The 14,686-nt window shown below is 67.4% G+C and carries 14 protein-coding genes; 8 read left to right on the top strand and 6 right to left on the bottom strand.

The window, feature by feature from the left end; translation table 11 throughout:
* Positions 1–108: 108 nt before the first annotated feature.
* Both AC5P65_RS08505 and AC5P65_RS08500 read right to left on the bottom strand, forming a co-directional pair.
* A complete protein-coding gene (locus AC5P65_RS08505; RefSeq protein ID WP_111099224.1) occupies positions 109–495 on the bottom strand; it encodes a DUF4440 domain-containing protein in 387 nt (128 codons plus the stop codon).
* Complete coding sequence (locus tag AC5P65_RS08500; RefSeq protein WP_111099225.1) at positions 495–1,853, bottom strand: MFS transporter; 1,359 nt, start codon at positions 1,851–1,853, stop codon at positions 495–497. The genes AC5P65_RS08505 and AC5P65_RS08500 overlap by 1 nt, the downstream gene beginning before the upstream one ends.
* 105 nt (positions 1,854–1,958) lie before the next feature.
* Between AC5P65_RS08500 and AC5P65_RS08495 the strand changes: the two genes are divergently transcribed.
* A complete protein-coding gene (locus AC5P65_RS08495) occupies positions 1,959–2,864 on the top strand; it encodes a LysR family transcriptional regulator (protein ID WP_111099226.1) in 906 nt (301 codons plus the stop codon).
* Positions 2,865–2,897: 33 nt separating this feature from the next.
* On the opposite strand, the gene AC5P65_RS08490 is transcribed toward AC5P65_RS08495, so the two are convergent.
* From AC5P65_RS08490 to AC5P65_RS08480, 3 genes are all read right to left on the bottom strand, one after another.
* Positions 2,898–3,362 (bottom strand): hypothetical protein, encoded by a 465-nt coding sequence (locus tag AC5P65_RS08490; RefSeq protein WP_495215500.1) that lies wholly within the window; start codon positions 3,360–3,362, stop codon positions 2,898–2,900.
* Between the two features lie 84 nt (positions 3,363–3,446).
* Positions 3,447–4,025, bottom strand: a complete 579-nt coding sequence (locus AC5P65_RS08485) for a hypothetical protein (protein WP_134955606.1) — start codon at positions 4,023–4,025, stop codon at positions 3,447–3,449.
* Positions 4,026–4,034: 9 nt separating this feature from the next.
* The gene (locus tag AC5P65_RS08480; protein ID WP_111099227.1) at positions 4,035–6,830 is read right to left on the bottom strand and encodes a beta-glucosidase family protein; all 2,796 of its coding nucleotides are present in this window, start codon (positions 6,828–6,830) and stop codon (positions 4,035–4,037) included.
* A gap of 338 nt (positions 6,831–7,168) precedes the next feature.
* Between AC5P65_RS08480 and AC5P65_RS08475 the strand changes: the two genes are divergently transcribed.
* Both AC5P65_RS08475 and AC5P65_RS08470 read left to right on the top strand, forming a co-directional pair.
* Positions 7,169–7,603, top strand: coding sequence for a VOC family protein (locus AC5P65_RS08475; protein ID WP_111099228.1), 435 nt, complete (start codon positions 7,169–7,171; stop codon positions 7,601–7,603).
* 384 nt (positions 7,604–7,987) lie between these two features.
* Positions 7,988–8,692: an AraC family transcriptional regulator gene (locus AC5P65_RS08470; RefSeq protein WP_111099229.1), complete on the top strand. Its 705-nt coding sequence runs from the start codon at positions 7,988–7,990 to the stop codon at positions 8,690–8,692.
* Positions 8,693–8,701: 9 nt separating this feature from the next.
* Here AC5P65_RS08470 and AC5P65_RS08465 read toward each other — a convergent pair whose 3' ends face one another.
* A complete protein-coding gene (locus tag AC5P65_RS08465) occupies positions 8,702–9,580 on the bottom strand; it encodes a sterol desaturase family protein (RefSeq protein WP_227844431.1) in 879 nt (292 codons plus the stop codon).
* Positions 9,581–9,696: 116 nt separating this feature from the next.
* Between AC5P65_RS08465 and AC5P65_RS08460 the strand changes: the two genes are divergently transcribed.
* The 5 genes from AC5P65_RS08460 (at position 9,697) to AC5P65_RS08440 (ending at position 14,683) form a co-directional block, all read left to right on the top strand.
* Positions 9,697–10,647, top strand: a complete 951-nt coding sequence (locus AC5P65_RS08460; RefSeq protein ID WP_021204494.1) for a LysR family transcriptional regulator — start codon at positions 9,697–9,699, stop codon at positions 10,645–10,647.
* Positions 10,648–10,739: 92 nt separating this feature from the next.
* Complete coding sequence (locus AC5P65_RS08455; RefSeq protein WP_111099230.1) at positions 10,740–11,390, top strand: DsbA family oxidoreductase; 651 nt, start codon at positions 10,740–10,742, stop codon at positions 11,388–11,390.
* Positions 11,391–11,423: 33 nt separating this feature from the next.
* On the top strand, positions 11,424–12,431 hold the full coding sequence (locus tag AC5P65_RS08450; RefSeq protein ID WP_111099231.1) for a cyclase family protein: 1,008 nt from the start codon (positions 11,424–11,426) through the stop codon (positions 12,429–12,431).
* A gap of 218 nt (positions 12,432–12,649) precedes the next feature.
* Entirely contained in the window at positions 12,650–13,264 is a 615-nt protein-coding gene (imuA, locus tag AC5P65_RS08445) for a translesion DNA synthesis-associated protein ImuA (protein WP_019660229.1), read from the top strand.
* A gap of 9 nt (positions 13,265–13,273) precedes the next feature.
* The gene (locus AC5P65_RS08440; protein ID WP_019660230.1) at positions 13,274–14,683 is read left to right on the top strand and encodes a Y-family DNA polymerase; all 1,410 of its coding nucleotides are present in this window, start codon (positions 13,274–13,276) and stop codon (positions 14,681–14,683) included.
* Positions 14,684–14,686 lie beyond the last annotated feature (3 nt).

Below are 14,686 nucleotides of genomic sequence, written 5' to 3'. Positions count from 1 at the left end.
CATGTGCCGCTACGTTTGCCGACGACAGGTAGTGCCGGCCGCTGGCCGGCAACTTCATGATCCTGCGGCGCGTTACGACGGTTGCCGGCCAGCGGCCGGCACCACCGATCAATCTGCCGTTACCTCATGCAGCGCCAGCCAGCACCAGCGCCCCTGTTCTTGCCTCAGTACCGCCAGCGACTCCCGCCATGCGGGTGCGCCACCGTCGATCGAATGACCTTCGCGATAGCGCAGCACCGCCAGCGGTGATATCGCATCCACCGCCTGCACGGCTTCGATGGAAATCTGCAGCCCCGGCCGCGCGCCATGGCCACCCGCGAACAGCGCCTGCACGGCATTACGGTCCAGCCTACGCCCCGCGATGCCGACCATGCTGAAGTCTGCACAGAAGTGCGCCATCAGATCGTCCAGCGCATCGGCGCCGACATCGGCACGGAACCAGGCCTGCAGCTTGTCGTGCAGGTGGTGGATTTCATGTTCTGCGGTCGTAGCCATCAAGTGTTCTCCGGTTGCGAAAGGGTGATCCTCTGCGGCCGACGCAGCAACGCCATCGGCAACAGCGTCATTGCGGCGGCCAGACCCAGAGCCACGCTGGTGGCGCGTGCTGGCAGCCACTGCATGGCCAGCGCCAGCAACAGCGCAATGGCGGCAGTACCCAGGCAGAAACTGAGCTGACGGTTGAGGTTCCAAAGGGCACTGGCATCGCCCAGCGCTTCACCCTCCACGCCGTGGAAAGCCAACGTCTGCGCGGTGCTGCTGCACAGGCTGCCACCGGCGCCCATCAGTGAGAACAACAACGCAGCCAAGGTAAAGGCCGGCTGTGGCAGCAGCGCCATCAACAGCAGGCCGCTGGCCTGAAGCAGCATGCCCACGCGTAGTACCGTGGCCGGGCCGAAACGGGCCAGCAGGCGTTTGCTGGCAGTAATCGCCACGGCCGAGGCCAGCGCCCAGGGCAGCATCAACGCGCCGATGCGTGCCGCGCTGTAACCGGCCTGGTGCAGCTGCAGGGTACTGACCAGCTGGCTGCCGATGAACACACCGGGCACTGCCAGATAGACCACCATCGCCAGGCGCAGGCCCCGATGGGACAGCAGCGACCAGCGCAGCAGGGGCTGCGCCTGCTGCCGTGCATACCGCAGGTGGGCCGCCGCCAACAGCATTGCGATCAACAGCAGTACGGCACCGGCGGCCCGATGGCCGGGTTCACCCAGCCAGGTCAACGCCAGCAGCAGCGCGCCCAGCGCCAGCATCGCGGTGGACAGCGCATAGGCCTGCAGGCGCGGCGCACTGCGCGCGCCATCGGCTGGCATCCACGCCAGCACCAGTCCAATCGCCACCACCTCCAGCGGCAGGCTGGCCCAGAGCACGCCGCGCCAGGACAACCACTGCACCAGCAGCCCACCGAGCGCGGGCGCCAGTGCTGGTACCAGCAGCGCAACCAGCAGGATGCGGCGGGTCAGCGCGCCACGCTGGTCGGGCGTGCACTGCCGGTACGCTGCCGCCTGTGCCACCGGAATCAGCAGGCCACCGGCCAGGCCCTGCAGCAGGCGCCAGCCCAGCAGCCAGCCAATACCCGCTGCTGCGCCGGCCAGCGCAGCGGCAACCGCGAACAGCAGCAACGCCACCAGCAGCAGGCGACGCTCACCACAGCGCGCGGCCAGCCAGGGCGCCAGCGGGATCACCACGCTCAGGCCCAGCATGTAGGCGGTGCCCACCCAGGCCAGGGTGCTGATATCGGCGTGCAGCTCCGCTGCCAATACCGGATAGGCCACCGTGGCGATGAACATGTTGACCAGATCCAGAGCGAACACCAGCAGGAAGATCGCCTCATGGCGCAGGCGGGGAGACGGCATCGGCGGCGCTCCAACAGGGAAGCGGCCAGCATGCCGTGCGGGCCTTGTTGGAAAAACACGACAGCAACTGCAACACTGTCAAATCCACTTTGACAATGAATTGCCATGGTCAGCCTCGATCGCTTCGATATCTTCCGCGCCGTGGTCGAGGCCGGCAGCCTGACCGCTGCGGCTGATCGCCTCGGCCTCAGCCGCGCGGTGGTCAGCTTCAACCTGAAGCGGCTGGAGCAGGAGCTGGGCGTGACCCTGCTGTTGCGCAGTACCCGCCACCTGGCCCTGACCGAGGCCGGCGAACAGTTCCTGCAACACTGCGTGCAGGCACTGGATGCCGCACAGGCAGCCATCGATGCCGCGCGCCGCGACCAGCACCAGCTGCAGGGTGTGCTACGCCTGACCACCACGCCGGAGTACGCCCAGCTACGCTTGATTGCTGCGTTGGAGGCGTTTCGTGCGCGGCACCCGGCCCTGCAGCTGCACCTGTCGACCTCACCGGCACCGGCCGACCTGATTCCCGAGCGGTTCGACCTGGCAATCCGTCTTGGCCGCCTGCCGGATTCGGGCCTGCACGCCAGCGAACTGGAACGCCATCCACTGTGCCCCGTGGCGGCTCCGTCCCTACTGGCACGCCTGCCCTCTGCCGATGCTGCCGACGACCCCGTGCAGCTGGGCGCCCTGCCCCGCCTCGGTTACCCGCGCCTGGCCGACGTGCCGGTGATCGCGCCTGATGGCAGCGGCGCCCTGTTTGCCACCAACCCGGGCAACGCGGTGGTACGCGTGGATGGTGCCAGCAGCCTGCGCGCGTTCGCCCTGGCCGGCGCCGGGGTCACCGTTCTGCCACGCTGGCTGATCGAGGACGACCTGGCCCAGGACCGGCTGCGCCCGGTGCTGCGCCAGCACCGCTTCCCGCAGCAGAGCGTGTACGCGGTCTACCCGCACAGCACGCAGCCCTCGCCGAAGGTGCGGCAGCTGATCGATTTCCTGCGTGGGTGGTCTGAAAGCGGGCGCGGGTAGCCTCCTGCGGCCAATCGCCAGGCCGCAGTGAAGTTACAGAGGGTACGAGCTTCCACGAACATCGCCAACCCAGCTATCGAACAAACTCCCCGGTGTCAGATCGTCACTGTGTGAGAACTTTGGTTCATACGACATTTTCGCCCGCATCTCATTGCTCCCCACAACGTAGTGAATGCGGATCTCAGTAGGCATCTCAGCGCCGAACTCATTGCACTTTTCTTCAAGCGCATCTATTTCATCCAGCCCAGCATCAAGCACCCAAGCCAAGCTCTCATTCAACGAGTCATACATCCCACCTCCAGATTTTCGGACGTCATTCAGCTGTTCCTTCTCCACCACAGAACCGTTGAGTCTGTAGAAGAAATCAAACATTGAAATCCCATCTTCACTCGCAACGAAGATGAATACTTCGTCAGCCGTCGCACCGGCATAATCGAGCGCGAGTCGAACCATGCTCGCCTGAGCGTCTGAAACGTGTTCCTCAAAGATCTTGTTCATTGTTCGATCCTCGTAGCACTCGCTTGAATTGGCACTGATACTGAGTTGACCGAGTGAGTGCACTCCGTGCTGCTCGGCTCGAGATCACACCTGCTGCAGCCTTCGCTGGGCTGACGCCGCCACCATCTCGTCAGGGTCACCCGTTAGCAGCTCCAGGACCTCCCTGGATACCTTTGGATTGCAGGCGATTCGGTGACGGACGCTTGCATCGGAATCCCTTGCAAGGCGTGACATCAATGCTGGATCCAGCCGGCGCTTGCTCGCAATTTTCCAGCGGACATCTACGTCATCGCTGGCAGCCAACTGCTCGATGATGGCTAGGGGAATCGTTTTGTTTCCGGCAACGCAACGCGCCAGCTCCGGATAGGTCGACAGGATATCGCGCCACGTCTGATCGTCAGCGTGCCGCAAAGCGAACGAGGTATCCGACTCGTTTTCACACAACCGTTTGAATTCCCATGCGCTCGCGATCATTCGCTGGCCCTCCTGCGCCAGCCTTCCAGTATTGGCTGACCGGCAATTGACCTCCAGTGGCAGAAGCGACATGACTATCCGCCCCGGCGCCTGCTGTTCCATCGTCCGCCGGGCATGGCCCGGCGAGCGCAGCGGCACCCCACAAACAGAAACGGCCCCTTTCGGGGCCGTTCCTTCAAGCATCAACAACCCGCAGTATCAGCGCAGCACCTGCTCCACCAGCTGCACGTCCACGCTCTGCAGCGGCTCGGCCGCATTGCGCGACAGCTGCACCTGGTAGGTGCCGCCGTCGATCTTCCACTGGCGGGCCTGCGCATCGTAGTGCGCCAGCGTCTTCGGCTCGGCTTCGATGCGGATGCGGCGCTGTTCGCCCGGCTGCAGGGTCACCTTGTCATAGCCGATCAGGCGGATCGGCGTGGTGCTGCCGGCCGGCAGCTTCAGGTACAGCTGGGCCACGTCGGCACCGGCGCGCTTGCCGGTGTTGCGAATGTCCACGCTGGCGACCAGGCGCGAGCCTTCCACACTCACCTTGAGGTTTTCATAGGCGAACGAGGTGTAGGACAGGCCATGACCGAACGCGAAGGTGGGCTTCAGGCCCTTGGCCGCCATCCACTTGTAACCGACGTTGGCACCTTCGATATCGAAATCGAACACATCACCGAACGGCTTGGCCGGCTTGAAGCCGAGGCCGTCGATGTGCGGGCGCGGCAGCTGCGATTCGTCCATCACCCAGGTCACCGGCAGGCGGCCGGACGGATTGACCTGGCCGGTCAACAGCGCGGCAATGCCTTCGCCACCGCGGATGCCCGGGTACCAGGCCTGCAGCATCGCCGGCACCTGCGCCAGCCATGGCGTGCGCACCGGGCCATTGGTTTCCAGCACCAGCACGGTCTTCGGGTTGGCCTTGGCCACCGCCGAGATCAGCGCGTCCTGGTTGTCCGGCAGCTGCATGTCCGGCAGATCCACCGATTCGGCGGCCCACTGGGTGGCGAACACGATGGCCACATCCGCCTGCGCGGCCGCCTTGGCCGCGGCGGCGACGTTGGTGCCGTCCACGTACTCGATGGTCGCGTCCGGACGCGCTGCGCGCAGCGATTCCAGCGGCGAGGACGGGTGGAAGATCACCGGGCCCGGCCAGGTGGTCGGCAGCACGCCCGGCACCGCATTGGTGCCCTTGGCGGTCACGCCCACCATCGACGAACCACCGCCACCGATCACGCCCTTGTCGGCATGGCCGCCAATGATGACGATGCGCTTCACCGTGTCGGCCAGCGGCAGCAGGTTGCCTTCATTGCGCAGCAGCACGCTGCCCTCTTCCACCGTGCGCTGGGCGACGGCGAAGCCGGCCTCGGCATCCACCTTCTGGTGCTGCGGCGGGTTGTCGAAGTTGCCATGCAGGAACATCGTGCGCAGGATGCGCGCGACCATGTCATTCAGGCGCGCCTGCGGCACCACGCCGCCATGCACGGCCAGGCGCAGCGGCTCATCGAAGAACACCGCCGCGTCGAACACTTCACCGGCCGACTGCTGGTCCAGGCCGGCCAGCGCCGCCTTCGAGCCGCTGTGCACGCCGCCCCAGTCGGACATCACGAAGCCGGGGAACTTCCATTCCTGCTTCAGCACCTGGTTCATCAGGTAGCCGTTCTCGCAGCCGTAGGTACCATTGATCTTGTTGTACGAGCACATCGCCACGCCCGGGCGGCCGGCTTCGAGCGCGATCTCGAAGGCCAGCAGGTCCGACTCGTGCATGGCCTGTTCGCCGATGCGCACGTCGTGGAAGTTGCGCCGGGTCTCCATGTCGTTCAGCGCGAAGTGCTTCATCGAGGAGATCACGTGCTGGCTCTGCACGCCCTGGATCAGCGCGCCAACCATCGAGCCGGCCAGCAGCGGATCCTCACCGGCATATTCGAAGTTGCGGCCGTTGCGTGGGTCGCGCTGCAGGTTGACGCTGCCCGACAGCAGGATGTTGAAGCGCTGCTGCCATGCCTCGCGGCCCATGGTCGCGCCGCCGGCGAAGGCGACTTCGCGGTTCCAGCTGGAGGCGGTGGATGGGCCGGACGGCATTGCGGTGGCGAAATCGCCCGGGCGGATGCCGCCCGGATTGGTCACGCCGACACCGGCATCGGCCGACTGCTGCGACGGGATGCCCAGCCGCGGTACGCCCGGCACGAAGCCGGCCGAACCGACCGCACCTTCCGGCAGCGGGCCACCGTCTTTGCCCAGCCCGAAGTAGCTGTGCAGCATCTGGAACTTCTCATCCTCGGTCATCGCCTTCAGCAGCAGCGCAGCGCGCGCATCGGCGTTGAGGGCGGTGTCCATCCATGGCTTTTCGCCGTGCTTGTCGGCGGCATAGGCCAGTGTCAGCAGGGTGGCGCGCAGGGTGCTGCCCTCCATCTTGAACGGTGCGCTGCTGGCGGCCTGGAAGCCGTCGCTGAAATAGCTGGCATCGGCTTCCAGCGCCACACGCGCCGGATCGAAGCCTGCGGCCTTGGCCGATTCACCGGCCACTGCGCCGAGCAGCACCGCCGGGGCGCCCAACCGCGAACGGGTGACCAGCGCCGGCAGCTGCGCCGCACCTGCACCGGCATCGGTATAGACCGCCACGGTATGGCGGCCATCGTCCAAGCGCAGGTAGTTCAGGCCTGGCTGGTCGGGGCCGGATTCGGCGGCGATCGGCAGCCGGGTCAGCACGGCCTGGCCGCGCTGGGTCTGGCCGTCGTCCTTGCCGGCGGCAACGAAGCGGTATTCATAGCCCAGGCCGTCGGCCAGCACCTGCAGCGGATCGACCTGGCCGATGCCGCGCTGCACCTGGCGCACGCTCACCGCGTCCACCTTCAGGCTCTTCAGTTGCGCCGCCAGGGCCGGCATCGCCTCGGCGTTGGGCGCCTGTTCCAGGGTCAGCACAGTGAACGCGGCGGGGTCGGCCCAGGCCGGAGCGGCCAGTGCGGCAGACAGGGCCAGAGACAGTGCAAGCGGTTTTGTAAACGTTTTCATCGGCAGGCGTAATTCCGTTGCCAAGGCAATCGGTCCAGGGAAAGTGCCGCCGAAGGGTGCAGCGTTCATGCCGCGCAGGGGTTGCCGGGCAACGTCCCGCAGGCCGAAGGGCGGGCCGGTCTGCGCGCGGGACCCTCCTCCCGGCGTGACAACCTGCCTGCCCGGACCGCGCAGGGCGACCCAATCCTGTGAAGATTGTGCGAGGGCGTTCACACCTGTCAACAGGACCTAAGTCACAGAGGCAACCCGGCCAGCGGTTATCAGGCCATCACCGGCGGTCATCAGCAGGCCGCGTGGGGCTGCCGATAATGAGGTGTCACCGGCCCTGGACCCCGCCCATGAACATACACCGCGACTTCGACCATCTCTGGCGCGACCGCTGTGATACCTCCACCCAGCGCAGCCCACGCGTGCTGATCCGGGTATTCGTTGCCCCTGGCGAACTGGAGCGCAGCGTGGCGTTCTACGAGCAGTTGCAGGGTGTGGTGGCCGATGCGGGCTTCCCGTTTCCCGATGCCGGCCTACGCCTGGCGATGGTCGGTGCATTCCTGCTGATCGAAGGCAGCCAGGCGGCGCTGGCCCCGTTCACTTCGACCACGGGGACACTGCTGGTCGATGACGTTCGGCCCTATCACGACAAACTGGTCGCGGCTGGCGCCGAGATCATCTTCCCGTTGCAGGTGGTACCGACCGGGGCGGCGTTCAACGCGGTGCATCCCGATGGCACGGTGGTCGAGTACGTGCATCACCGGCCCGACCCGCACGGCCGGTGAGGGTGCGCACGGCCGGGCTGCGCCCGGCCCCCGCGGTAGTGCCGGCCGCTGGCCGGCAACCTCAGAAGCAACAGCCGAAGCAAAAGCGGGCTTCCTGTGCGATGGCGGGGTGGGTCCGGTTGCGGGGGGCGCTGCAAGTACGTCCATGTAAGCTCGATCGCCGCTTGCTCGTGTGCGCTGTCCTGCGCACACGGCAAGACCTGGGTTGGGCGTCCTGCCCAACCCGCCCGAGGCATGCCTCGGGCCCATGGCGCTCACGCCCTCCGCAACCGGACCCACGCCGCCTTCGACAATTCGTCGCAATCTGCAGTAGATCCACGCCATGCGTGGATGCTCTTCGTTTCATTGTCGAATTACTCGATTCCGATGGAGATTCATCCACGCATGGCGTGGATCTACAATCCCGTCATGTCTTCCCCCGCCCTGCCCTGGAACGGCACGTTGCTGCTGGATGCGCACGCCGCCGTACTGCACGGTCATGCCGGTGACAGCGCTTCGCATGCGCACTACGCCCATCAACTGCTGTTGAGCGACGGTACGTCCTGGCACATCGAGATCGATGGCGTGCAGCAGCAGGGCCAACGGCTATGGCTGCCTTCGTTCCAGCCGCACGCGATCCTGTCAGCGCCGGAAGCGGGCTGTACGGTGTTCCTTGAGCCGGCGCATGCCGATCCCGAACAGATCCAGCGGCACCTGCATGCGCTGCCGGGTAACGCGCTGGCGCTGCACGACTGGCTGCCACGGCTGAGCCGCCCGCAACCGCTGGACCGCCGCGTGCGGGCGGCACTGGCCCGTATCGCCCAGCACCTGCCTGGCCCGGTGCCGGCTGCCGACATCGCCAAAGCGGCGCACCTATCGACCAGCCAGCTGCACCGGCGCTTCCAGTCCGAGCTGGCAGTGACCTTGCGCGGCTGGGTGCTGTGGCAACGGCTACGCACTGCGCTCACGCATCATCTGAGCGGTCACAACCTGACCGACAGTGCGCATGCCGCTGGATTCGCCGATCTGGCCCATCTCTCGCGCAGCCTGCGCCGCATGTTCGGCATCGGTGCCGCGCAGCTGCAGGGCCTGCAGCTGCACGCGGCCTGACATGTTCAATCATTCGCGCCTGCGCAGGCCTTCCGGCAACTCCGGCACCTCGCCATGCGGCAGTTCGCGGAACGGCGCCAGCAGCTGCCCCGGATAATCGCGCGGATAGTCCGGTTGGCTGCCGATGCCGAGGTCGCGTTGCTGCAGCCGATAGCCCGGTGCATCGAAGGCGGTCCCCAACAGGTGATCCCATGCGGTCAGGAACAGGCCGAAGTTGACGTCGCCGGCGGTGCCGTAACGCATGTGGTGGAAGCGGTGCAGCGGCGCCCATGCCATCACCCGGCCCAGCACGCCGGGACGCATGTCCACGTTGGAGTGCTGCAGCAGCAGCTGGATGGCAATGGCGAAGGCCAGCACCGCAGCCACCGGCATCGGCAGGCCCAACAGCAGCAGCGGCAGTACGCCACCCACCGCTTCGGCCGCCTGGTGCAGCGGGTGTTTCATCAGCCCGTTGAAGCCGTACATGCGGGTGACGCTGTGGTGCACCGCATGCAGCCGCCACAACCAGCCGATGCGATGGCTGGCGTAGTGCACCAGGGTGATACCGAGATCAGCGCAGACGATGGCCAGCAGCGCCTGTAGCGCGAATGGCCACTGCAGAGGCCAGGCCTGCCATGGAATGATTGCCGCCAGCAGCGGCACCGCCGCGATCGACAGCAGGTTCAGGCTTTCATTGACCAGTGCATGCAGGGCGTCACGCAGGCTGTCGCCGTGGTCGTGATTGAACGCGGGGTCATACGGCCACGCGCGCTCGGCGGCGAACGAAACCGCAATGGCGGCCGCCAGCAAGGCCAGCAGCCACAGCGGGTCACCGTGGCAGTGGCCGATCCAGACGACGGCAGTGGCGACGAATCCAAGCAGGAACAGCGGGGCATACAGGCGGAGCATCCAGTGCTTCATGGGCAACCCGGAAAGTGAGGGGCCTGCATGCTGGCGTGGCGTGTGGATTGCTGGCTTGAACAAACGGCGCAACTCTGCGGGCACCACGCTTCCCACATCCACGCATGGCGTGGATCTACAATGGCGCCCTCATCGCGCCCGGGGCCGGCATGGATTCCTTCAACCTGATGCGTGCCTTCCGTCGCATCGTCGAACGCGGCGGGCTCGCTCGTGCCGCCGAAGACCTGGGCATGTCGCCGGCCGGGCTCAGCAAACAGCTGCGCACGCTGGAAGCGCATCTGGGCGTGGTACTGCTGCAGCGGACCACGCGGCGCATGAGCCTGACCGAGACCGGCCACGCCTATTACCGCGAATGCTGCCGCCTGCTCGACGAACTGGACGCATTGGAACGTGGCATCGCCGAACAGCGTGGCGAGGTGGCCGGGCGCCTGCGTGTCAATGCACCGCAGTCGTTCGCGCTGAGCACGCTGTCGCCGCTGCTGCCCCGCTTCCTGCAGCAGCATCCGCAGCTGTCGCTGGACCTGGTGATGGAAGACCGCCTGCTCGACGCGGTCGGCGAAGGTTTCGATGTGTCGCTGCGGCTGCGTGCCGAGCTGGATGATTCACGCCTGGTGGCGCGCCGGCTGGCGTCGCTGCAGCAGGTGCTGTGCGCGGCCCCGTCCTACCTGCGGCAGCATCCGGCACCGCAGGCGGTGAACGATCTGCAGGCGCACAGCGTGCTGGCCTACAGCCTGTCCGACTCCCCCGGCAGCTGGCCGTTGCTCGGCCCTGATGGCCAGGTGACGATCACCCTGCCAGCGCGCGTCACCGTCAACAACAGCCTGCTGCTGCGCGACCTGCTGGTGGCCGGCATGGGCATCGGCGCCCTGCCCTCGTTCCTGGCGGCACCCGCACTGGCCCGTGGCGAACTGCAGCAGGTGCTGCCCGACCACCGCTATCCGCCACGCTTCGTGCATGCGGTCTATCCCACGTCGCGCCATCTGCAACCCAAGGTGCGTGCCTTCATCGATTTCCTGCACGCCGAGCTGCCCGGCTGCGCTGGCCTGGATTCGTAACCGCCAGCGAAAACTGAGCTGCCCGCGGCGTGCTGTTTCGGCCACGCCGCGCTGCCTACTCTGCCGCCTCCCCTCTCACCGATGGCAGGCAGATGTCTTCCGTTCCTTCCCCCGCCACCGCCGCGCCGGTGGTCGATTTCTTCCACGACGTGGTCTGCGGCTGGTGCTTCGTGCTGGCCCCGCGCCTGCAGCAGGCCTGCGCCGAACTCGGCATCCAGGTACGCCACCGCAGCTTCGTGCTGCAGGACTCGCGCGCGCAGATGGTCGAAGTGTTCGGCTCGATGGAGCGCGCCAAGGCGATCATCCTGCGCCACTGGACCGACTGCGCCGCGCATGAAGACACCGCGCGCATCGATATCGAGGGCATGCGCGCACAGGACTTCGAGTATCCGTCCGGCTGGCTCGGCGCACTAGCCTGCCAGGCTGCCGGCATGCTCGGTGGCAACGACGCCCATGGCGCGATGTTTGATGCCGTGCAATGGGCGCACCTGCACCAGCACCGCAACATCGGCGACGCCGAAGTCCTGCTGGATATCGCCGAAGCGCTGGGCCACCCGCGTGGCGCCTTCGCTGACCACATGCGCAGCGACGCAGTAGCCCGGCGCGTGCAGGCCGACCGTGCCGAAGCCGCGACCCTCGGCATCCGCTCCATTCCCACCGTGATCGGCGGCAACGGCCTGCGCCTGCAGACCCTGCCGCTGCCACACCTGCGCCAGGCCCTGGCGCACCTGGTCGCGGCCTGAGCCGCGCCCCCCCACCCTGCAAGGAGACTCCCCATGACCCCACGTACCCTGGCCACCGCGCTGGCCCTGCTGCTGGCCGGCACCGCAGCTTCCACCACCGTATCCGCGCACGAACGCGTCCCCTCCGGCCAGCAGGTCGGCACCAGCCCCTGGGGGCCGAAGGACGAGATCGGCCGCCTCAACCTGATCACCGAGGCCTCGCGTGCGGCGATCCTGTCGCGGGTCAGCGGCGGCAAGGCCTATGACCTGGCCACCGAGTACTACGTCGGCATGCCCAGCTGGCAGGATGCCGGCGACCCGCACTACCAGTTCTGGATGACCCACACCCCGCGCGGCACGGTGATGGACGACCCGATGGGCGTGGGCGAGACCATGAACCTCACCCGCAGCTACACCGGCACCGCGTTCTCGATGTACAGCCACACCGGCACCCACATCGATGCGCTGAACCACTTCGGCATCCACGGGAAGATCTGGAACGGCTTCGAGGCCGACAAGCATCTCGGCGATCGTGGCTGGAATGTCACCGGCATCGAGAAGTTCCCGCCGCTGATCGCGCGTGGCGTGCTGATCGACGTGGCCGCCGCCAAGGGCGTGGACATGCTGCCGGACAGCTATCGCGTCACCCGCCAGGACCTGAAGGATGCGCTGGCACGCCAGAAGGTGAAACTGCAGCAGGGCGACGTGGTGCTGATCCGCACCGGCCGCATGCGCCTGTTCGAACAGCCCAGGGCCTACATGGCCAACCCGCCGGGCATGGGCCTGGATGCGGCACGCTTCCTGGTCGAGGACAGCGGCGCGATGATCGTCGGTGCCGACAACCTCAGCTTCGAGACCTTCCCCTCGGAGGTGTCCGACGACTACGTGCCGCTGCACACCTACCTGCTGGCCCAGCAGGGTGCGCCGATCATCGAGCTGGTGGCGCTGGACGAACTGGCCCGCGACAAGGTCTACGAATTCGCCTTCATCGGCGGCCCGCTGAAGATCCGCGGTGGCGATGCCGCGCCCCTGCGCCCGGTGGCGTTGCCGGTCCACCCGTAACCGCATCCTTTGGGTGCCGACCTTGGCCGGCACTCCTACCCCCTTCAGCAACCTGAAACCCGGCCCTCGGATTTCATTAGTAATTCTACTTACAACGCGAGTAGCATGTCTGGTCTCAGCCCCTGATACCGGCCCGTCGATACTCGCGCCATGCCCGCCGTTTCCGCCCGTTCCTGCCGTTTCCAGCCCACCCGGCGCCTCCCCGGGAGGATCGGCTGATGGGTGCGGTCGTTGCCCTCGACCGGCTGCTGGACGGGCGCCAGCTGTGGCGCGGCCCGGCCCGCCAGGGCCCAGCCAGCGACCATCTGGCCAGCGGCCATCCGGCACTGGATGCACGCCTGCCCGGCGGCGGCTGGCCGGCCAGCGGACTGTGCGAGGTGCTGCAGGCGGCGCCCGGCGTTGGCGAACTGGCGCTGGTATGGCCGGCACTGGCCAGGCTGAGCCAGCGCGACCGCCCGATCGTCCTGGTCGCTCCGCCCTACCGTCCGCATGCCCCGGCCTGGGCCGCCGCCGGGCTGGACCTGGGCCAGTTGCAGATCATCCACGCCGCGCCGAAGCAGGCACTGTGGGCCGCCGAACAGTGCCTGCGCTCTGCGGCCTGCGCGGCGGTACTGTGCTGGCCGCACCAGGCCGACGACCGTTCACTGCGCCGGCTGCAGGTGGCTGCCGACAGCGGCCAGTGCTTGGGCTTCGTGTTCCGCGAGGCGCAGGCCGCGCGCAATCCCTCCCCGGCCAGCCTGCGCCTGCAGCTCGACCACGGCCAGGTGCGGGTGCTGAAGTGCCGTGGCGGGTTGCCGCCGGCGCAGCCGTTGCCGCTGGCCATCGCCCACTGAGGACGCGCCATGCACTGGGCCTGCCTGTTGTTGCCGCAGCTGGCGCTGGACAGCGTGCTGCGCCTGCAGCCGGATCCGCAGCGGCCGCTGGTCCTGCTGCAGGGGCCGGCGCAGCGTCGCGTGCTGCGCGCGGTCAGCCCGTCGGCACGTGCAGCAGGGCTGCGCCCGGGCATGCTGCTTTCGGCTGCGCAGGTACTGGTGCAGGACATGCAGCTGCACGACTACGACCCGAGTGCCGAACAGCACACCCGGCAGCTGCTGGCCAGCTGGGCCTATGCCTACAGCTCGCAGGTCAGCCTCGATTTTCCGCATGCGCTGGTGCTGGAAATCGGTGCCAGCCGCGCCCTGTTCGGTGACTGGCTGACGATCCAGCAGCGCCTGCGCAACGAACTGCACGAACTCGGCTTCCGCCACCGCCTGGTGGCCGCGCCTACCCCACATGCCGCGCGCGTGCTGGCCAACGTCCACGATGGCCTCGGCCTTGATGCGCAGCAGCTGCCGGCGGCGCTGGCGCAGCTGCCCCTGGCACGTTGCGGCCTGCCCAGCGAGGCGGTGACCGTGCTTGGCCGTTCCGGCCTGCGCACGCTGGGGGCGGTGCTCAAGCTGCCGCGCGACAGCCTGGCCCGGCGCTTCGCCCCCGAGGTCCTGCAGCAGCTGGATGCATTGCGCGGGCTGCCCACCGCGCCATTGCGCTACTACCAGCCACCGGACCGTTTCGATGCGCGCATCGAATTCGAATACGAGATCGAATCCAGCCAGGCCCTGCTGTTCCCGCTGCGCCGCCTGCTGCTCGACCTGGCCGCCTTCCTGTGCTCGCGCGATGGCGGCGTGCAGCGCTTCGACCTGCATTTCGAGCATGACCTGTTGCCGGCCAGCGTGCTGACCATCGGCCTGTTGGCGCCCGAGCGCGATCCCACGCTGCTGTTCGAGATCGCACGCAACCGCATGGAAGCGTTCGCCCTGCCGGCCGGCAGCCGCGCACTGCGACTGCAGGCCGAACAGCTGCCGCCGTTCGTACCCGCCGCGCGTGACCTGTTCGATACCCGTCCGGCGCAGGCGATGCCGTGGAACCAGCTACGTGAGCGCCTGCGCGCGCGGCTCGGCGATGACGCCGTGCAGCCGCTGGCAGTGCAGGCCGACCATCGTCCCGAACGCGCCAGTGGCACCCAGCCACCGGCCAAGCCCCCGTCGTACTGGCCACTGCGCCCCGGCTGGTTGCTGGATGCGCCGCAACCGCTGCGTGATCCGAGGCTGCGCATCGTCACCGGACCGGAGCGGATCGAATCGGGCTGGTGGGACCAGGCCGACGCGCGCCGCGACTATTACGTGGTGGAAACCGCGCATGGCCAGCGCGGCTGGGCTTTCCGTGACCGCAACAATCCACATGCGCCGTGGATGCTGCACGGCTGGTTCGGCTGAGCC

The organism is Stenotrophomonas sp. YJH_SMC_48-3 (assembly GCF_059369375.1).
The sequence above is the reverse complement of the archived record's forward strand: the minus strand, read 5'-3'. Positions and strand labels throughout refer to the sequence as shown.